General features: G+C 73.6%; 13 protein-coding genes, 1 tRNA gene and 1 riboswitch. Of the genes, 7 read left to right on the plus strand and 7 right to left on the minus strand.

Annotated elements, in window-relative coordinates; translation table 11 throughout:
• The first annotated feature begins 115 nt into the window (after positions 1-115).
• Positions 116-775, plus strand: coding sequence for an NUDIX domain-containing protein (locus ABZ464_RS30035; RefSeq protein WP_359281762.1), 660 nt, complete (start codon positions 116-118; stop codon positions 773-775).
• A 49-nt stretch (positions 776-824) separates the two neighbouring features.
• Here the strand turns inward: ABZ464_RS30035 and ribA are convergent, their stop codons facing one another.
• Together ribA and ABZ464_RS30045 are read right to left on the minus strand one after the other, a co-directional pair.
• A complete protein-coding gene (gene ribA, locus ABZ464_RS30040; protein ID WP_359281712.1) occupies positions 825-1,457 on the minus strand; it encodes a GTP cyclohydrolase II in 633 nt (210 codons plus the stop codon).
• A 124-nt stretch (positions 1,458-1,581) separates the two neighbouring features.
• Positions 1,582-2,100 carry a MarR family transcriptional regulator gene (locus ABZ464_RS30045; RefSeq protein WP_359281715.1) on the minus strand — a complete coding sequence of 173 codons (519 nt, stop codon included), beginning with the start codon at positions 2,098-2,100 and terminating at the stop codon, positions 1,582-1,584.
• Between the two features lie 94 nt (positions 2,101-2,194).
• Here ABZ464_RS30045 and ABZ464_RS30050 point away from each other — a divergent pair, with 94 nt between their 5' ends.
• The 4 genes from ABZ464_RS30050 (at position 2,195) to ABZ464_RS30065 (ending at position 5,934) form a co-directional block, all read left to right on the plus strand.
• A complete protein-coding gene (locus ABZ464_RS30050) occupies positions 2,195-3,325 on the plus strand; it encodes a dihydrofolate reductase family protein (RefSeq protein ID WP_359281717.1) in 1,131 nt (376 codons plus the stop codon).
• A 17-nt stretch (positions 3,326-3,342) separates the two neighbouring features.
• Positions 3,343-3,416: transfer RNA gene (locus tag ABZ464_RS30055), tRNA-Met, on the plus strand.
• A gap of 244 nt (positions 3,417-3,660) precedes the next feature.
• Positions 3,661-3,828, plus strand: a riboswitch (cyclic di-AMP (ydaO/yuaA leader).
• A gap of 7 nt (positions 3,829-3,835) precedes the next feature.
• A complete protein-coding gene (locus ABZ464_RS30060; protein ID WP_359281719.1) occupies positions 3,836-4,885 on the plus strand; it encodes a M23 family metallopeptidase in 1,050 nt (349 codons plus the stop codon).
• Positions 4,886-4,989: 104 nt separating this feature from the next.
• Positions 4,990-5,934 carry an aldo/keto reductase gene (locus tag ABZ464_RS30065; protein WP_359281722.1) on the plus strand — a complete coding sequence of 315 codons (945 nt, stop codon included), beginning with the start codon at positions 4,990-4,992 and terminating at the stop codon, positions 5,932-5,934.
• Positions 5,935-6,013: 79 nt separating this feature from the next.
• On the opposite strand, the gene ABZ464_RS30070 is transcribed toward ABZ464_RS30065, so the two are convergent.
• From ABZ464_RS30070 to ABZ464_RS30085, 4 genes are all read right to left on the minus strand, one after another.
• The gene (locus ABZ464_RS30070; RefSeq protein WP_359281765.1) at positions 6,014-7,297 is read right to left on the minus strand and encodes a PrsW family intramembrane metalloprotease; all 1,284 of its coding nucleotides are present in this window, start codon (positions 7,295-7,297) and stop codon (positions 6,014-6,016) included.
• Positions 7,298-7,419: 122 nt separating this feature from the next.
• Positions 7,420-8,250, minus strand: a complete 831-nt coding sequence (trmB, locus tag ABZ464_RS30075) for a tRNA (guanosine(46)-N7)-methyltransferase TrmB (protein ID WP_359281724.1) — start codon at positions 8,248-8,250, stop codon at positions 7,420-7,422.
• 41 nt (positions 8,251-8,291) lie between these two features.
• Positions 8,292-9,500 carry an L-2-hydroxyglutarate oxidase gene (gene lhgO / locus ABZ464_RS30080; protein ID WP_359281767.1) on the minus strand — a complete coding sequence of 403 codons (1,209 nt, stop codon included), beginning with the start codon at positions 9,498-9,500 and terminating at the stop codon, positions 8,292-8,294.
• Positions 9,501-9,607: 107 nt separating this feature from the next.
• On the minus strand, positions 9,608-11,032 hold the full coding sequence (locus ABZ464_RS30085) for a hypothetical protein (RefSeq protein ID WP_055638960.1): 1,425 nt from the start codon (positions 11,030-11,032) through the stop codon (positions 9,608-9,610).
• Positions 11,033-11,737: 705 nt separating this feature from the next.
• Between ABZ464_RS30085 and ABZ464_RS30090 the strand changes: the two genes are divergently transcribed.
• The gene (locus ABZ464_RS30090) at positions 11,738-13,867 is read left to right on the plus strand and encodes an asparagine synthase-related protein (RefSeq protein ID WP_359281725.1); all 2,130 of its coding nucleotides are present in this window, start codon (positions 11,738-11,740) and stop codon (positions 13,865-13,867) included.
• A gap of 380 nt (positions 13,868-14,247) precedes the next feature.
• Positions 14,248-17,685 (plus strand): BTAD domain-containing putative transcriptional regulator, encoded by a 3,438-nt coding sequence (locus tag ABZ464_RS30095; RefSeq protein WP_359281728.1) that lies wholly within the window; start codon positions 14,248-14,250, stop codon positions 17,683-17,685.
• Here the strand turns inward: ABZ464_RS30095 and ABZ464_RS30100 are convergent.
• On the minus strand, positions 17,672-19,597 hold the full coding sequence (locus ABZ464_RS30100) for a sigma-70 family RNA polymerase sigma factor (protein ID WP_359281731.1): 1,926 nt from the start codon (positions 19,595-19,597) through the stop codon (positions 17,672-17,674). The two genes, ABZ464_RS30095 and ABZ464_RS30100, sit on opposite strands and share 14 nt — an antisense overlap.
• Positions 19,598-19,735 lie beyond the last annotated feature (138 nt).

Consider the following 19,735-nt stretch of genomic DNA (forward strand, 5'->3'; position numbering starts at 1 on the left):
CGGCTTCCACGACCCCGTACGACCCCTACGACCCCGACACCACCCCGACCCCACCCCCGAGGAGCCCAGCCCCCATGACACCCCCGCCCCCCAACACCCCCTCCGGCACCCGCTCATGACGGCCGGCATCGACACCCCCGACCCCCGCGGCCGCACGGGCCTGCACCTCCACGGCCGCGATCTGACCGGCAACCCGCGCGTCCGCATCCTCGACGTCGAGGTCCTCGCCTGCGACTGGGCGGTCCTGCGCCGCACCACCTTCGACTACCGGCACCACGACGGCCACTGGAGCCGGGAGCGGCGGGAGACCTACGACCGGGGCGACGGCGCGACGATCCTGCTCTACGACCCCCTACGGGAAACGGTCCTGCTGACCCGTCAGTTCCGGCTGCCCGCCTACGTCAACGGCCATCCCGACGGCATGCTCCTGGAGACCGCGGCGGGGCTGCTGGACGGCGACGACCCGAAGGCGGCGATCCGCCGAGAGGCCGTCGAGGAGACGGGACGTACCGTCCACGAGGTGGAGCACGTGTTCGACGCCTTCATGAGTCCCGGTTCGGTCACCGAGCGCCTCGGCTTCTTCGCCGCCCCCTACGACGGCTCGGCCCCCGGCGCCGACAGGGCGGGTGTGGCGGCCGAGGGCGAGGACATCGCGGTCGTGGAACTGCCGTTCAAGGAGGCCCTCGGCATGGTCCGCTCGGGCGCGATCGCCGACGCGAAGACCATCATGCTGCTCCAGTGGGCCGCCCTGGACGGCCCGTTCGGCCGGCGCTGAGGCAGGGCGCTGGCAGGGCGCGGGCAGGGCGGGGGCGGCGGCGTCCTGTTCAGCCGGCGCTGAGCTGGGCCAGCGGCAGCGTGTGCTGGGTCTGCAGGACCTTCGCGCGCAGGTAGCGGACGTTGTGCGGGGTGGTGAACACGCCGGTCGGGACCCGGTCGTGGACGTCGATGCCGAGCGCCCGCAGCTGTTCGGCCTTGTCGGGGTTGTTGGAGAGCAGGTCCAGGCTGGTGACGCCGAGGGCGCTCAGCATCTGGGCGGCGGCGGTGTAGTCGCGGCCGTCCTCGGGCAGTCCGAGGGCGGCGTTCGCCTCGTAGGTGTCCAGGCCCTGGTCCTGGAGGGCGTACGCGTCGAGCTTGTTGTAGAGGCCGATGCCGCGGCCCTCCTGGCGCAGGTAGAGCAGGATGCCGCCGGTCTCGGCTATGCGCTCCACGGCCTCGCGCAGCTGCGGGCCGCAGTCGCAGCGGGCGGAGCCGAACACGTCCCCGGTGAGGCACTCGGAGTGCAGCCGGACCAGCGGGACGGTGCCGGGCGCGGGCTCGCCGAGCACGACGGCGACATGCTCCTGCCCGTCGGCCAGGCCGTGGAAGGTGACCAGCTCGGCGTCGACGGAGTAGCCGTCGTGGAAGCGCAGCGGAACCCGGACGCGGGCGCGCTGGGTGGCGGCGGGGGTGTCGGGCATGCGGGTCTCCCGGTGCGAGTGCGGTCGGTGCGCGGAACAAGCAGCTGCTTCAGATTTGAAGCAGTGTGCCGGGTGAGACCCTACCCCATGCTTTAAATTTGAAGCAACGGGATTGTGGCCCGGCTCACGAGCTTCCGGAACATCCGGATGAACGCCGCCGCCACGGCAGTTCTTCCGGCAGCGCCTCGCCGTCGTCCTGGAACCCGCCCACCACCTGCGTGAAGATCTCCTCCAGCTGGCGGACCTGCTCGGGGGTGAGCCGGTCGAAGAGGCCGGCGCGGACCGTCTCCACATGGCCGGGGGCCAGCCGCTCGAGGGCCGCCATACCCTCCTCCGTCAGCACCGCGACACTGCCGCGCTTGTCCCAGCGGCAGTCCTCGCGCCGCAGCAGCCCGTCCTTCTCCAGCCGGGTCACCGCGTACGTCAGCCGACTGCGCGTGATCTTCAGCGACTCCGCGAGATCGGTCATCCGCAGCCGTCGCTCAGGGGACTCGGACAGGTTCGCGAGGATGGAGTAGTACAGGTGGGGCATGCCGGCCTCCTGCTGGAGCTGCCGGTCGATGGCGTCCTCCAGGAGGAGGTAGCCGGCGACGTACGCGCGCCAGGCGCGTTGCTCCTCGGGGGTGAGCCAGCGGGTCGTCATGCGCCCAGTGTAGTTTTGTTTCAAACTTGAACCAAGACCTGCCCGCCGATCCGCGCGGACGTCACCCGTCCGCCGCCCCAGGGGAGCCGCGCCGATGCCGTACCCGTACGTCCTGCTGTCCGCCGCCGTCTCCCTCGACGGCTACCTGGACGACACCACCCCCGAGCGACTGCTGCTGTCCGGCCCCGCCGACTTCGACCGCGTCGACGAGGTACGGGCCTCGGTCGACGCGATCCTGATCGGCGCCGGCACGATCCGAGCCGACAACCCCCGGCTGCTGGTGAACTCCGCCGACCGCAGGCACGCGCGCGTGGCGGCCGGAAAACCGGAATACCCCCTCAAGGTCACCGTCAGCGGCTCCGGCGACCTCGACCCGGCCGCGCACTTCTGGCACACCGGCGGCGACAAGGTCGTCTACACGACGGAGAAGGGCGCTCGGCGGGCCCAAGCGCTCGGCATCGCCGCCGATCTCGTCCCGCTCGGCCCCGAGCTGGACTGGCGCCGCCTCCTGGAGCACCTCCACGACGAGCGCGGCGTACGCCGGCTCATGGTCGAGGGCGGCGGCACCATTCACACCCAGCTGCTCCAGCAGGGCCTCGCCGACGAGGTCCAGCTCGTCCTCGCCCCCCTCTTCGTCGGCGACCCGGACGCGCCCCGCCTCTTCGGGCCCGGCGCCTACCAGGGCGGACGGCTGCGGCTGACCGAGACCCGGCGGATCGAGGACGTCGTCCTCATGCGCTACGAGCCCACCGCCCCCGGCACCGGCCCGCTCCCCTCCGCCGCCGACCGCCACTGGCTGGCCCTCGCCTGCGAACTCGCCGCCGAGTGCCCGCCCTCCCGGACCGCCTTCAGCGTCGGCGCGGTCATCGTCGCCGCGGACGGCACGGAACTGGCGCGCGGCCACTCCCGCGAGGCCGGCGACCCGGTCGTCCACGCCGAGGAGGCCGCCCTCGCCAAACTCGACCCGGCCGACCCCCGCCTGGCCACGGCCACCGTCTACAGCAGCCTCGAACCCTGCGCCCGCCGCGCTTCCCGCCCGAAGCCCTGTGCCCGTCTCATCCTCGACGCGGGGGTGCGCCGGGTGGTCACCGCCTGGCAGGAGCCCGACACCTTCGTGACGGCCGCCGACGGAAACGGGCTGCTCGCGGCGGAGGGCGCCGTCGTCGTCGTACTCCCGGAGTACGCCGAGCGAGCGAAGGTGGCGAACCTGCACCTGACCGGGTGATAGAGTGGTTTCACCGACGCGGGGTGGAGCAGCTCGGTAGCTCGCTGGGCTCATAACCCAGAGGTCGCAGGTTCAAATCCTGTCCCCGCTACTGAAGGCCGAGGGCCGGAATCCACAAGGATTCCGGCCCTCGGTGCGTTCTCCGGAAAGCCTCGGGCCAGGGCTGTGCGTGTGCTGTGAATTCCGGCAACTCGCCCGTTTTTCACCGGTCATGGCCCGAAAGTCCAGGCCAAAAAAGGTTGTTGATCAAGCTGTAGAGCTTGGAAAGCTACGCCCGGGTCTATTAACGTTCGATAACGCAGCGCGGTCGTCCCAGCCGTCACAAGAGTCGGCTCCGTGCGCACGCGCCGAATCCCGTAAGGGAACCGGGGAACCACCACCTTGGGGTGAATCGCACGGAAGCCGCCGTGAACTCGCAGAGTCACGAACGGTTTACGCGCGTAGGAGACCTTCCCGCTCCGAACCCGTCAGCTAACCCGGTAGGCGACGGAAGGAAAGGAGTGCGCCCGCGTGGCGTCCAACCGCCCTGCTCCCGAAGCCCCCTTCGTGCCGAGCCAGCGTTCCTCTTCCGATTCCGACACCTTCGGCTACGGCAGCTATCGCAGCGACGAGGGCCCCTGGGAGGAGTGGAATCCCACCGAGGAGTCCCTCGCCCCGGCCCGCGGCAAGCACCGGGTCGCCAAGCAGCGCGGCGGCGGCGGGTTCGCCCGCAGCTCCACCGTCCTCGGCGTCGGCGTCATAGCCGCCTTCAGCGCCGGCGGGATGGCCAGCGCCAACACCGGCAAGCCGCCGGTCTCCATCTCCATGCCGGACCTGCCCTCCGTGGGCTCCTTCATCTCCGACGACGACTCCGGCCAGGACGCCGCGCCCGCCCTCGCCGGCTTCGGCTCCGAGGCCCCCGACGCCACCGACCAGAGCGGCGCCGCCGACGCCGGTGAGGCGCTGCGCGAGCGGATCATGGCGCAGGCCGAGTCGCAGCAGACCCAGGTCGCCGACCGCGCCCAGGCCGCCGCCGAGGCCGCCGCGGCCAAGGCGGAGGCGGCCGCCGTCGCCAAGGCCGAGAAGGCCGCCAAGGCCGAGGCCGCCGCCGCGAAGGAGAAGGCCGAGCAGGCCGCCAAGGAGAAGGCCGAGGCCACTCGCCTCGCCGAGCTCGCCAAGCAGTACACGCTGCCGACCTCCTCGTACACGCTCACCGCGACCTTCGGTCAGGCCGGCGCCTACTGGTCCTCCGGCTACCACACCGGCCTGGACTTCGCCGCCCCCACCGGCACCCTCATCAAGGCCGTCCACAGCGGCACCATCACCGAGGCGGGCTGGGCGGGCTCCTACGGCTACCGCACCATCCTCACCCTGGACGACGGCACCGAGCTGTGGTTCTGCCACCAGTCCTCGATCAACGTCAGCGCCGGCCAGAAGGTCTCCACCGGTGACGTGATCGGCCGCGTGGGCGCCACCGGCAACGTGACCGGCGCCCACCTCCACCTGGAGGTCCACCCGGACGGCGCCGCCAACGGCATCGACCCGATGGCCTGGCTGCAGAGCAAGGGGCTCAACCCCTAAGGGCGCCGGGGGTCCTTCCCGGAGCGGTCCTGTTCACACGTTCTTCGTCTTCTTCGGTACGGCGCACGGAATGGGCCGCTCCGAAACCGTTGTTGACGTAGGACATGACTTCTCTGCGCAAGCTCGGCTCCTCGGACCTCGAGGTCTTCCCCCTCGCCCTCGGCGGCAACGTCTTCGGCTGGACCGCCGACGAGGCGGCCTCCTTCGCCGTCCTGGACGCCTACGCCGCCGCGGGCGGCAACTTCGTCGACACCGCCGACTCCTACTCGGCCTGGGTCGACGGCAACAGCGGCGGCGAGTCCGAGACCATCCTCGGCAGGTGGGTGAACAAGCGCGGCAACCGCGACGACGTCGTCATCGCCACCAAGGTCAGCCAGCACCCCGACTTCCCGGGCCTGACCGCCGCCAACATCAAGGCCGCCGCCGACGCCTCCCTCACCCGCCTCGGCACCGACCACATCGACCTCTACTACACCCACTTCGACAAGCCCGAAGTGCCGGTCGAGGAGATCATCGGCGCGCTCGACGAGCTGGTGACGGCGGGCAAGGTGCGGCACATCGCCGCCTCCAACATCTCGCCCGAACGCCTTCGGGAGTCCCTGGAGTTCTCCGACCGCGAGGGCCTCGCCCGGTACGTCGCCCTCCAGCCGCACTACAACCTGGTCTCCCGCGACACCTACGAGGGCGGCCTGCAGGACCTCGCGGCCCGCGCCGGCCTCGCGGCCGTCCCCTACTACGCCCTGGCCTCCGGCTTCCTCACCGGCAAGTACCGGCCCGGTACGACGGTGGAGGGACCGCGAGCCGCGGGCGCCGGCAGGCACCTCGACACCGATCGGGGCGTCCGCGTCCTCGCCGCCCTCGACGAGATCGCCCAGGCCCACGGCACCGAGGTCGCCACGGTCGCCCTGGCCTGGCTCGCCGCCCGTCCGACGGTCGTCGCCCCCATCGCCTCGGCCCGCACCCTCGAGCAACTGCCGCCCCTGCTGGCGGTGGCGGACGTCGAGCTCACGGACGAGGAGATCACCAAGCTGACGCAGGCATCCGCGTAACCGGTCTTCTCCGCCCCGACGGCGCTCAGCCGCGACGGCGCATTCCGGCGGTGCCGAACCGCCCCGACCCCTACGACCCCTACGACCGATAGGGGTTCTGGACGGGATACGGCCCCGCCGGATACCCGTACCCCTGGTACCCGTAGTACCCGTGCGGGGTGCCGTACCCGTGCGGGTTCCCGTACCCGTACACCGGCCCGGGCGCCGCAGGCACCGTCATCCGCGCCGCGTGGTCCAGCGCCGGCCGGGCGACCTCCCGGCGCCGCCACAGCTCGTTCAGCAGTTCCCTCTCGCGTACGACGAAGTCGTCGCCCGCCCGTCCACTCCGTCCCCGGTGCCGCAGAAACGCCAGCGAGGTCGCGTACGCCTCGTACTCGGCGACCGCCCGCGCCGCCGGCCGCCCCAGATGCCGCTTGGCGTACTCGCGGGCCAGCCGCCGCGCCCGCATCGAGCCCAGCGCGTACGGCTCGGCCGGGGTGAGCCAGCCGGCCGCCGTGTACGCCGGCAGCTCCTCGCGGACCGTGCGCAGCTCCCGCTGACGGGTCCACACCACCAGCCAGGTGAGCAGCCCGAACGCGGGCACCATGAACGACGCGTACACCGCGAAGAACCCGAACTCGCCGAAGGTCGAGGAGCCGTTCCACAGGGCGTGCATGCCCATCGCGAGAAGCAGTCCGCCCAGCGGGAACAGGACGCGCCGCAGATGCCGGCGGTGCCCGGAGCGCGCCGCCAGACCGAAGCCGAGGCCGGTCAGCACGGTGAACAGGGGGTGCGCGAACGGCGACATGACGATCCGCACGAAGAAGGTCGCGGCCGTGACGGAGGCGATGCCGCTGTCCCCGCTCAGCTGGTCGGTGCCGAACGCGGTGCCCAGGTAGAGGATGTTCTCGGTGAACGCGAAGCCGGTGGCGGTGACCCCGGCGATGACCACCCCGTCGACCAGCCCCGTGAAGTCCCGTCTGCGGAAGAGGAACACGAGGAGGATCGCGGCGGCCTTGGCGGACTCCTCGACGACGGGCGCTATGACCGTCGCCCCGAGGGTGTCCGCGCCGGACGGATCCGCGGTGGCCGTGGCTATCCAGCGCGTGGCGAAACTGTTGGCGACGATCGCGATCAGCGCGGCCGCGCACGCGCCCCAGGCGAAGGCGAACACCAGGTTCCGCCAGGGCCCGGGCTCCACCCGGTCCAGCCAGCGGAAGGCGGCTATCAGCAGCGGCACCGGCAGCACCGCGAGCCCCAGCCCGACCAGGAACCCCTCGGTGCCGGTCTGCTCCCGCACCAGCGCCAGGATCACCAGCCCCGACAGCGTGAGCAGGGTGATGAGCGCCCCGTACCGGACCGATCTCCTCCGCCACCAGTGCACTCGCCTGCGCCCGGCGTCCTCGGCGGGACCGCCCGGATGCGGTGGGTACGGCGGAAACGGGTGACTGATGGCCACTGCATCGACCCTAACGAGGGAGGGGACTGTGGTGGACGGGCTGTCGGTCAGCGATCGCCGTGCTGTACGCGACGGAAGAGGAGGTCGTTCACCACATGACCCTTGTCCAGCCCCTGGCCCTCGAAACGGGTCAGCGGCCGGAACGCGGGCCGGGGCGCGAAACCGCCGTCGGCCTGCGTGTTCTCGAAGTCGGGGTGCGCGGTGAGGACGTCCAGCATCTGCTCCGCGTAAGGCTCCCAGTCGGTGGCGCAGTGCACGGTCGCCCCCGGCCGCAGCCGCGTCGCGGCCAGGCTGAGGAACTCCGGCTGGATGAGGCGCCGCTTGTGGTGGCGCTTCTTCGGCCAGGGGTCGGGGAAATAGACGCGCAGCCCGTCCAGCGAGTCGGGCGTCAGCATCTCCCGCAGCAGGATGATCGCGTCGCCGTTGGCGACCCGGACGTTGTCCATCCCGGCCTGGTCGGCGAGGTTGAGCAGATTGCCCTGGCCGGGGGTGTGCACATCGACGGCGAGAAGGTTGGTGTCCGGGTCGGCGGCCGCCATCTGCGCGGTGGCCTCGCCCATCCCGAACCCGATCTCCAGCACCACGGGTCCGTCGTTCCCGAACAGCTCGGCGAGGTCGACGGCGTGCCCGTCGATGTCGAGGCCCCAGCGCGCCCACAGCCGCTGCAGGGCGTCGGCCTGCCCGGCCGTCACCCGGCTGCGCCGGGGCTGGAAGCTCCTGATCCGCCGCTCGAAGTGCGACCCGGCCGGGTCGGCCCTCGGGCCGTCGGGGAAGCGTGGCTCCCCCTTGGCCCGGGTGTGGCGGACGGACTGGCCAGGGTGGTGCTCGCCGCCGGGAGCGGGCCGGGGGACTTCGGGGGTGTTCACGGAATCAGACACAGTGGGGTCGATTTTACTGCCGTGCACCGGACTCACCGGGTTCACCGGGTGCCCAGCACCTCCAAGGCCCTGCGCGCCACCTCCCGGCCGATCGGCAGCGAGGCCGTCGCCGCCGGTGAGGGCGCGTTCAGCACATGCACCGCCCGGGCGCCCTCCCGTATCAGGAAGTCGTCCACGAGGCCGCCGTCCCGCAGCACCGCCTGCGCCCGCACCCCCGCCTCCGCCCGCACCAGGTCCCCCTCCCGCACCGCCGGCAACAACCGCCGCACGGCCTGCACGAACGCCCCCTTGGACATCGACCGCCGCAGCTCCCCGGCCCCGTACCGCCAGTGCCGGCGCCCCATCCGCCACACCCCGGGCCACGCCGCCGTCGCCAGCGCCTCCCGGGGCCGTACGACGGTCCAGTCGTACCCCTCGCGGGCCAGCGCCGGCACCGCGTTGGGGCCCACGTGCACCCCGCCGTCGATGCCCGTGGTCAGATGCACCCCTAGGAACGGGAACGCCGGATCGGGCACCGGATAGACCAGTCCCCGCACCAGCTCCGGCCGCGCCAGCTCGTAGTACTCGCCCCGGAACGGCACGATCCGCACCCCCGGCTCGTCCCCGGTCAGCCGGGCGATCCCGTCGCAGTACAGCCCGGCGCAGTTCACCAGAACCCGGCCCCGTACGACGTCCCCGCGCGCGGTGAGCACGGCCACTCCCCGCTCGGGCCGCCGGTCGATCCGCACCACCTCGGCGCCGTACCGGATCTCCGCCCCGGACGCCTCCCCGAGCCGCTGGGCGACCGCCGTGTAGTCGCAGATCCCGGTCGTCCCGACATGGATCGCCGCGAGCCCCCGCACCTCAGGTTCGTACTCCGCGATCTGGGCGCCGCCCAGTTCCCGCACCGGTATGCCGTTCTCCCGGCCGCGCTGCACGAGCGCGTGCAGCCGGGGCAGCTCGTCCCGCTCCGTGGCGACGATCAGCTTGCCGGTGACGGCGTGCGCGATGCCGTACTCCGCGCAGAACTTGGTCATCTCCGCGGCGCCCCGCACCGCGTACCGCGCCTTCAGCGATCCGGGCCGGTAGTAGATCCCGCTGTGGATCACCCCGCTGTTCCGCCCGGTCTGATGCCGGGCGACGCCCGCCTCCTTCTCCAGCACGGTCACCCGGGTCCCCGGCGCGGCGCGGGAGATCGCATACGCGGTCGACAGCCCGACGATCCCCCCGCCGATCACGAGCACATCACAGTCGTACGCCACCACCGGCACCACCTCCGCCTCCGATAGTGCACTGCGCCACTGACAGTGACTTCAAACGCGGGGGACGGCAGCTTGCCTCCGACCACAGCGCAGGGCGGACGAGAGGCGAGGATCGCTTAAGCCGGAGCCATCAGCAAGGGCCGGGCCCGCTCCCGCAGCTCCACCACCCGCGGCTCGTCCCCGTACGGCTCCAGCCGATGCAGAAGATCCTTCACGTACTCGGTGGTCCGGGCCGAGGAGATCCGCCCGGCCACCTCCACCGCCCGCACCCCCTGCTCGCACGCCGCGTCGAGATTGCCCGACTCCAGCTCGGCGACCGCGGACACGACCAGCCTGAGCCCGTGCGACCGCACGAACTCCTCCGTCGGCTGCGACAGCGCCTGCTCGGTGAAGCGCCGCACCTGCCGTGGCGCCTTCAGATCCCGGTAGCACTCGGCCGCATCGGCGGCGAACCGGTCGTACGAATAGAACCCGAGCCACGACGGATCGTGATCGCCCTCCCGCGCCCGCTCCAGCCAGCTCTCCGCGGCCTTCAGGGCCGCCCCGGCGGCCTGCGCGTCACCCGCGCGGGCATGCGCGCGTGCCTCGACGAGACGGAAGAAGCTCATCGTTCGGGCGGTCGCCAGCCCCCGGTTGCGCTCCAGGGCGGCCTGCGCGAGGTCGACTCCCTCGTCGCCGAAGCCCCGGTACGTCGCCTGCAGCGACATCGACGCCAGCACATACCCCCCGAGCGGTACGTCCGCCGCCGCGCGCGCGAGCCGCAGCGCCTGGATGTAGTACCGCTGGGCGGCCTCCTGCTGACCGGTGTCGAAGGCCATCCACCCCGCCAGCCGGGTCAGTTCGGCGCTCGCCCCGAACAGGGCGCGCCCGACTTCGTCGGAGTACGCGCCCAGCAGCAGCGGCGCGGCCTCCACCCGCAGGCACTCGGGCACCATCGACGAACGCCAGTCCCCGCCCCCGTACTTGGAGTCCCATCGCCTGGCGTCCTCGGCGGCCTCCCGGAGCTTCTGCACATCGCTGTGGCCGACTTTGAGCGGTGCGCCGGTCCCCTCCAGGGAGTGGGCCTCACGCGCCACCGAACTGTCGGCCGGGGTTATCAGCCAGCGCGACGCGGGCGTTGCGTATGCGCTTACTGCGAATGATCCGGCCAGGGACTGCCAGATGCCCCCCGATCCTGCCCGGCGGCCGGCCAGGTCGAGGCGGTAGAGCTCCGTCGCCGAGCGCACGGCCTGGGCGACGTCTCTGGGGAAGGCGAGGCCCACTTCGGGCGCGGGGTCCGCGTCCGCCAGGCCGATCTCGTGGAGCGGCACCGGGCGGCCGAGCTTCTGCCCGATGGCGGCCGCGATGAGGTGCGGCGCGGCGCCCTGCGGCACCATGCCCTTCGACACCCAGCGCGCCACGGACGTCTTGTCGTAGCGAAGAGTCAACCCGCGTTGAGCGCCAAGGTCGTTGACGCGTCGCGCGAGTCCTGCGTTGCTGATTCCCGCGAGGGCGAGAACGGCGCCGAGCTTTTCGTTCGGCCCGCGTTGCTCCCTGGACATTGCGCCACCCCTCGACACATCCGGCTGCCGCTCTGGCATAACCACGCGGCATTCGTAAACCCAGCGTAGTTCGCCGCATCCCAAGCGTTAAGGGGCATTCTGCCGGTTGGCGGGATTGTGGTCCGTACTGCAGTACGGCTCTCGGTACCGTCCGTCGCCGCGTGCTCCCGCTGTGTGGCCGTGCGCCTGCGCGTGCGCTCTTCTCCGGCCATCGGGGGAGCGGTTCCATGGGTCGTGCGTGGGTCGGCCCGCTGTACTGGATCCAGTGGGCTGGGGGACACCGCCGCCTTCATCCCCGCGGGCGGCGGAACGGTCCGGGAGGCGCCTTACGTCTCCCGGGCCGGCGCGACTCATGGCGTTACGCGCGTGTGCACGGAGCGTGTGCGGAGCCTGCGCGCGCGAAGGCCAACAGGAATCGCCCGCGCCGGATTTGGCCGAAAATCGACCCTGCGTTCCATGGGTGACAACGCCTCCGACCATGGAAATCGAGGGCGCACAGGGCGTCTTGGGGGAGCGTACCGGGGGCGCATTCATGCCGCAGACACCGGGGTACCCACGGCCGCGCAGGCCGGCGCCGACGCGTTGACGCGGGTGCGCTTCCCGGATCGCAAGCGGCGTCGCCTCCCTCTGTGGCGCGTTCTTCGTGGCAGCATGGTGAACCGTTCGTACGGTGCACTCGGTTGTCCACAGCCCGTGGAGGCGTCGATGCGGTGGTTGGTGGGGTGGAGCAGCACCGCCGCGGGTGCGCTGGGCGCGGCCGTCGGTTACGGCGGCCGCGACGAAGGCCGTTACGACGGCGGCGACACCTACGGCGGTCAAGTCGGCTACGACGGGGAGACCTTGCACCCCGTCGGCTCCCAACTCCTGTGGGGCGACCCCGATCCGCTGTGGGCGGTCGGCGACTGGCGCCCCGACGAGGTGCGGGTGGTCAAGGCCGACGCCCGGACCCGCATCGCGGTCCTCGGCACCTGCGGGGCGAGCGACGAGCAGCTGCGCGTCGGACTGTTCGCCGCGCGCGGGGGCGCACTGCGCCATCTGACGGCCTGGCCGGGCAGCTACACCGCCGTCGTCCAGGTCGGCCGCCGGGTCACCGTCTGCGGCGACCTCGCGGGCGCCCGCCCCGTCTTCCACACCCCGTGGGCAGGCGGAACCGCCTACGCCACGGCCGCGCTGCCGCTCGCCGACCTCATCGAGGCCAACCTCGACTTCGGCCACCTGGCCGCACTCCTGGCCGCCCCGGACGTCCCCGCCGCCCTGCACGACTCCACCCCGTACGACGGCGTGCGGCGCGTTCCGCCGGGGCATGCGCTGATCCTGCGCGCCGGGGCGCGTGAGATCGCCGGCTACGACCCGGTCGCGTCCCTCGCCGTGGCGGCCCCGCCGGCCGACCCGGACAGCGCGGTCGACGCCGTCCGCGACGCGCTCGTAGACGCCGTACGCGCGCGTCTGTCCGCGCCCAGACACGTGCCCGACATCGATCCCGGTCCCGTGCCCGGAATGGGTCCCGCCGAGCGGCGCGCCGCGCGCGGGATGCCGGTCCCGGGCATCGGCGCCGACCTCTCCGGCGGCCCGGCCTCCGGCACGCTGGCCCTGCTCGCCGCCGGCCTGCCCGGAATGCCGGGCACCGTCCTGGGCCACGGCACGGGCGCGGGGGAGCGGCTGCTGGCGGTCACCTTCAACGACCTGACGACACGCGCGCGTGAGGAGGAACTGCAACGGGCCGGCGCCCTGGCGGCCAACCCGCGCCTGCACCACGTCGTCGTGACCGGCGCCGAGGAGACCCTGCCGTACGCCGACCTGGACGGCCCGCTGACCGACGAACCCGGCCCCAGCCTGGTCACCGCCGCCCGCCACCGCGCCCGCCTCGGAGCGGGCAGCGCAGACCACTTCACCGGCTACGGCGCCCGGCAGGTCCTGGACGCCCACCCGGCCCGCCTCGCCGACCTGCTCATGGACCGCAAACGCCGCCATCTGGTCCGCCCGGTGGCCGCCCTCACCAAGGCGGACGGCTCGGTCCTCGTCCCCGCGCGCGTGTACGGCGCGGCCCGAAGACTCGCCCGTACGCCGTACCGCGCGGGCGTCGAGAACCTCGCAGACCGCCTGCTGCACCGCAGCTTCGAGGACGACCCGGGAGGCGCGGTCGGTGCCTCGCTGGCGGCGCTGACCTGGGCCGGACCCGGCCCCGCGGCACGCTGGCTGACGGGTGAGGCGCTGGCTGAAGTATCGGTTCTTCTGCAGAATTCGGCCCATCGCGCCGGGGTCGGCCCCGGCCAGCGTCCGGGCGACTACCGCGCGCGTGCAGCCCTCACCCGGCACGCGGCCGACCTGCGCATCCTCGAACAGGCCGCCGAGATCCGCTCCCAGCGCCTGCACGCCCCCTTCCTCGACAACCAGGTCGTCCGTGCCTGCCGCGCCCTCCCCGAGACACTGCGCGTGCAGCCGGGCGCGCGTGCCGCGATCCTGCGGACCGTCCTCAAGGGCGCCGGCATCACCGACCTGCCGCCCGGCTGGGGCGCCCCCGCCCACGGCACCACCGCCACCGCCGCCCGCAACGGCCTCCGCCTCGCCACCGACACCCTCCTCACCCTCTTCGACGCGCCCCTCCTCGCGGAAGCGGGCCTGATCGAGGCCCGGGTCGTCCGCAAGGCGGTCCGCGCGGCGGCCTCCGGCGAACCCCTCCCCCTGGACGGCCTCGCCGACCTGATCTCCCTCGAACTCTGGCTCCGCCGCCTGCTCTCCCGCCGAGGCACCTGCTGGACCGGCACCCCGGCCCGCGCCCGCGCGGTACCGGCGGGAATCGCCCCCCAACGCCGAGCGGTGTCCTCCGGAGGCTGAGCCGGGGGGTGGGGAAACTCGCCTCCCCTTTCACGCTGCGGTGCGCTGTCCTTGGCGTGCCGCGGGCCCGTCGTTCGGGCGCGGGCCCGCCTGTGGCTGATCGCGCAGTTCCCCGCGCCCCTGGGTGGGGTGCGGTTGCGTTGGCCGATTGTTCTGCTCACCTCAGCCCCGGGCCCGCCTGTGGCTGCTCGCGCAGTTCATTTGGGGCGGCACGGGTGGGCGCGGCGGTGCCCGGCCGGCGCCGGTGAGCGAGACCCCGTCCCGGTCGGCACCGGCTCAGGGTGAGCAGGAGCCGACGTTCATCAGCCCAACCCCCGGCCCAACACACCCCGCTTCGCAAACCCCGTGCCCCCACCCCACCCCCCGGCGACAATGACCCCGTGCGGATCAACATCCTGGGCGTCACCCAGACCGAGGACGACCAGGGCACCCCCATACCCCTCACCGCCCCCCGCCTCCGCGCCCTCCTCACCGCCCTCGCCCTCCGCCCGGGCCACCCCACGCCCCCCGAAACCCTCATCGACGAGATCTGGCCCGAAGCCCCGCCCCAGGACGCCCCCGCCGCCCTCCAGGCCCTCGTCGGCCGCCTCCGCCGCACCCTCGGCAAGGACACCGTCAGCTCCATCCCCGGCGGCTACCGCCTCACCGCCACCGAGGACGACGTCGACCTCCACGTCTTCGAACGCCTCGTACGCGAGGCCACCACCACCCTCCACCAGGGCGGCGACCCCGAAACCGCCGCCCGCACCCTCGACACCGCCCTCGCCCTCTGGCGCGGCCCCGCCCTCGCCGACCTCCCCGACCGCACCCCCGCCGCCCGCCCCGAGGCCCTCCACCTCGAAGCCACCCGCGCCCGCGCCGAGGCCGACCTCCTCCTCGGCCGCGCCCGCGAAGCCGTACCCCGCCTCAGAGAACTCACCACCGCACACCCGTACGACGAACCCCTGCACGCCCTCCTCATCCGCGCCCTGCGCGACACGGGCCGTGCCGCCGACGCCCTCGCCGCCTACGAGACCGCCCGCCGCACCCTCGCCGACGCCCTCGGCGCCGACCCGGGCCCCGAACTGCGCGCCCTCCACGCCGAACTCCTCGCCCGCCCCGCGCCCCGGCCCCGGACGGCACCCGCCGCACCGCCCGAGCGAAACGGCAACATCCGTCCGCGTCTTACCTCTTTCGTGGGCCGGGAACCCGAGATCGACGCCATCCGTTCGGACTTGCACAGGGCCCGCCTCGTCACCCTCACCGGACCGGGCGGCTCGGGAAAGACCCGTCTCGCCGAGGAAGCCGCCGCCGGGCTCCCGCAGGCGTGGCTGGTCGAGCTGGCGCCGCTCGACCGGCCGGAGGCGGTACCGGGCGCGGTGGTCAGCGCCCTCGGTCTGCGCGAGACGGTCCTGATGGCCACCGACCTCGCGACACCGCAGGACGACCCGGTCGCCCTGCTCGTCGAGTACTGCGCCACGCGCAGCCGACTCCTGATCCTTGACAACTGCGAGCATGTCATCGGCGCGGCCGCCGCCCTCGCCGAAACCCTCCTCACCCGCTGCCCCGGGCTCACGATCCTCGCCACCAGCCGTGAACCCCTGGGCGTCCCCGGCGAGTCGGTCCGCCCGGTCGACCCCCTCCTCCCCGACCAGGCGCACCGCCTCTTCCGGGAGCGCGCCGCCGCCGTACGCCCCACCACGGCCGCCGCCCCGCCCGACCGGGACGAGCAGGCGGTCGCGGAGATCTGCCGACGCCTCGACGGACTGCCCCTGGCCATCGAGCTGGCCGCCGCCCGGCTCCGGCTGCTCACCCCCCGGCAGATCGCCGACCGCCTCGACGACCGCTTCCGCCTCCTCACTTCCGGCAGCCGTACGGCCCTGCCCCGCCAGCAGACCCTGCGGGCCGTCGTCGACTGGTCCTGGGACCTGCTCGACGAAGCGGAGCGGACCCTGCTGCGTGAGCTGTCCGTCTTCGCGGGCGGCTGGGACCTGGAGGCCGCCGAGGCCGTGTGCACCGGCCCGGTCGCCGACCTCGTCGGAGCGCTGGTCGACAAGTCCCTGGTCCTGGCCGCCCCGCACACGCCCGACGGCGACGGCGACGGCCGCGAGGAAGGCGGCGAAGGCATGCGCTACCGCATGCTGGAGACGATCCACGAGTACGCCGTGGAGCGCGCCGCCGAGGAGCCGCACGCACGCGTGGCGGCCGAGCGACGGCACCGCGCCTGGGTGCGCGCGCTCGTGGAGCGCGCCGACCCCCTGCTCCGCTCCGCCGAGCAACTCCCCTGGATCTCCCGCCTGGAGACCGAGCTGGACAACATCCGGGTGGCGACCGGGCGCGCGATCACCGCGGCCGACGAGGAGCAGGCCGCCGCCCTCTGTCTCGCCATGGGCTGGTTCTGGTGGCTGCGCAACTACCGCCAGGAAGGCGCCGCCTGGGCCGACCGCACCCTGCGCCTGGGCACGGCCCTGGACACGCTCCCCGCCCCGCCGACGGACACCGCGCACCCCACCCCGACGGCATCCGCACTCACCTGCCGCTCCCTCCCCGTCCCCACCGACCTCGCCGCCCGTATGGCCGCCGTGGACCCGGTCGAGGCCTTCCTCGCCCAGCCGGACACCGAGGGCGACGCCGACGACGACGGGTCCGGCGGTCACTCCCGGCATGCGCAGCGGATGGACCTGCGGATGCTGCACGTGTTCCTGCTCTCCGAGTCCGAGCCCGGAGAGGTCGAAGGCGACCCCCGCTACCGGGCCTATCTCCTGCGCCTGCGGGCCCGCTTCCAGCCGGGCGGCCCGGCGGCGGCCAGGATGCCCGGGCTGGTCTGGCCGGTGGCGGCCGCCTTCGAGATGCGGGGCACGCTCGACGTACGCGGCATCCTGGACGCGGCCGTCGCCAACTGCCGGACCCACGGCGGCGACTGGGAGCTGGGCTGCACCCTGATGTTCCGTACGCACATGGTGGTCGACTCCCCCGGCGGGATGGACGGCGTGGACGACGACCTGGCGGAGCTGCGCGCGATCAGCCGGCGGGTCGGCGACCGCTGGATGCTGGCCCAGGTGTGCAGCGCGGCCGCCGAGGCGGAGATGGTGCGCGGCCGGTTCGCGCAGGCGGAGGCGGAGTACCGGGAGGCGCTGCGGCTCGCCTACGAGGTCGGCGCGTACGCCGAGGCGCCGTTCCTGATGGCCCGGCTCGCGGAGATCGCCTACCGGTCGGGCGATCTCCCCGGCGCCATGGTCGTCCTGGACGAGGCGAGTGCCGCCGCCGACCGTCAGGGAGTGGCGGACGCCCAGGCCTTCGTGATCCTGCTGCGCGCCTGCATCGCGCTGGAGGAGGAGGACGTCGTCCGCGCGCGCGAGCTGTGCGACGCGACCCTCGAGGCGGTGCGGCAAGGTACTCCGCCGCCGCAGTTCATCGCCGCCCTGACCCTGCTCGACGCGGGGCTCACCGCCGTGGAGTCCGGCCCGGAGCACGCCCTGCCGATGCTCGCCGAAGGGCTGCGCCGGGCGGTGGCCGACCAGTGCACCGAGGCGATCGTCTCGGGGCTCGTGGACGGCGCGGCGGATCAGCTGGCCCAGCTCGGCGACTTCCCGCGCACGGTCGGGCTGCTGGCGGCGGCCGACCGGCTGCGCGGCCCGTATCCCCGTGCCGCCCTGCGGCGCGGGCGCCTCGAACGCGCGGAGTCGCAGGCCCGTCGGGCCCTGGGGGCCGAGCGTCACGCCGCCGAGCGGGCCCGGGGCGCCGACCTGACGGTGACCGAGGTGATGAAGGAACTCGCCGAGGCCGTACGGGCCCACCCGGCGCCGGCCGTGAGCCCGCCGGCCGCTACGGGCAGCTGAACTTCGACTCGGCCCAGTCCGCGAGAGCCACCCCGTCGAAGGGGCTGTGCGGCTCGACCACCAGCCGGACGGTGGCCCGGCCGCCGAGGTCCACATGGACGGGCACGGCGGGATCACCGCCCTTCACCGTCCCGGACGTCCACAGACGGGCCCCGTCGGCGTAGACGGCGAACGTCACCTCGCCGAGGTTCAGCGTCAGGTCGTCCAGGCCGACCAGTGCGTCGTAGGAGGTGCAGGCGCGGTTGAGGTCGACGGTGACGGAGGACCGGCCGTGGACGGTCACCCCGCGCGCGTACCGCCGGTCGGCGATGGACACCTCGTAGCGCTGCCACACCCAACTGCTGCCGCTCAGCCGGATCTCGGGTCCGGTGCCGTCGCCGTTGACGTCGAAGGACAGCTCGCTCAGCGGGAAGACGGCCGGGGCGGGCGGGGGAGCGGGCGCGGGGCGCCGGCTGGGGGTCGGCGTGGGCGTCGGGGGCGGTGCGGGCGTCGGAGTGGACGTGGGCGTGGGCGTGAGGGCCGTTGCCGGCGCGGAGGTGCGGCGCGGGGTGGGAGGGGGCGTCCGGGTCGGGGCCGCGGCGGGGACGATCGCCGGGGGTTCCTCCGGCTCGGGCGACTCCGTCGTGCGCGTGGGCGCGGGCGTCGGGTCCTGCGGGCGCACCACGGGCGCGGAGGCCGCGGGGGCGGCCTCGGGAGGCTGGACGGGGCTCTCGTCGCCGACGAGGGCGAGGGCCACCGCGGCGGCCGCGACCGCGACGACACCGGCGGCGATCCCGGCCTTCACGGGCGCACCCACCCCCTCCGAGGCAGCCGCGCTCCCACCCGACCCACCGCTGCTTCCGGCCGCCCCGCCGGCGGCACCGCCACTTCCGGCCGCCCCGCCGGCGGCGCTCCCGCTCGCCGCGGCAGCCGCGCCCGCGGCACCCGCCGCCCCGGCACCGCCGGCGATGAGCCCGAGCGCCTTGGCGTATCCGGCGGCGCCGAACCAGCCGATGACCGCGACCGGTACGACGGCGGGGATGCTGCTCGCCACTTCCTCGATCTGCAGGGCGGCGAGCCGGCACTTGGCGCACTCCTCCAGGTGCTTGCGCAGCCCGCGCTCGGCCCGGGTGCGCAGCCGGCGGCGGGCGTACGTGCCGAGCTGGTCGGCGTAGCGGGCGCACTCCTCGTCGCTGGTGAGGGTGGCGCTGACGTGGGCCTGGAGGTAGGCCTGCTTGAGGCCCTCGCGGGCGCGGCTGGCGAGCACGCGCGTGCCGTTGGCGTCGAGGCCGAAGAGCATCGCGACCTCGCTCGGCGACTCGTCCTCGACCTCGGTGTGCCACAGCACGGCCTGCCAGCGCTCGGGCAGGGAGCGGAAGGCCCGCATGGCCATGGACTGTTCGGCCTCGTGCAGGGCGCGCACATCGGCGCCGAGGTCCAGGCCCGCTCCGAAGGAGCCCAGGGACGCCGTGTCGTCGGAGGCCTCCGAGGCGAGGCCCGCCTGGGCGGCGAACAGCGCGAAGTCGTCCACGAGCTGTTCGCGCTTCGCCGACCGCGTCCAGCCCGCGGCGACGCGCCGGACGGAGGTGAGCAGATAGGCGCGGACGGCGTACTCGGGCCCGGAGCCGCCGCGTACGGCCTGGAGCATGCGGGCGAAGACCTCGGCGGTGAGGTCGTCGGCGGTGTGGGCGTCCCGGCAGCAGGTGCGCGCGTAGCGGCGCACGGCGTCGGCATGGCGCCGGTACAGCTCCTCGTACGCCGTGTCGTCGCCCCCGCGCATCCGGGCGATCAGATCGGTGTCGGCGGGCGGCAGATCCCGGGGCGGCGGCAGGGCGCCGTCGCCGGAGCGCTCCCACTGCGCGGGGACGCCGCCCCCCGACGGGGTGCGCCTGCCCTGGCTCGGTACCTGCTCGTCCCGCCCGTCAACGCTCATCGCGGAAAGCCCCCGCCGCCTGCCCTACCGGTCCCGACACCGGGTCAGAGTGCCATAGCGGCTTTTGGTCAGGACCGGACGGGACGGGCCCTCCACTCATCCGTGGGGACCTGTCGCATTCCCGTACTGCCCCGAATG

The sequence above is a fragment of the Streptomyces sp. NPDC005820 genome, from assembly GCF_040630255.1.
Lineage (GTDB): Bacteria > Actinomycetota > Actinomycetes > Streptomycetales > Streptomycetaceae > Streptomyces.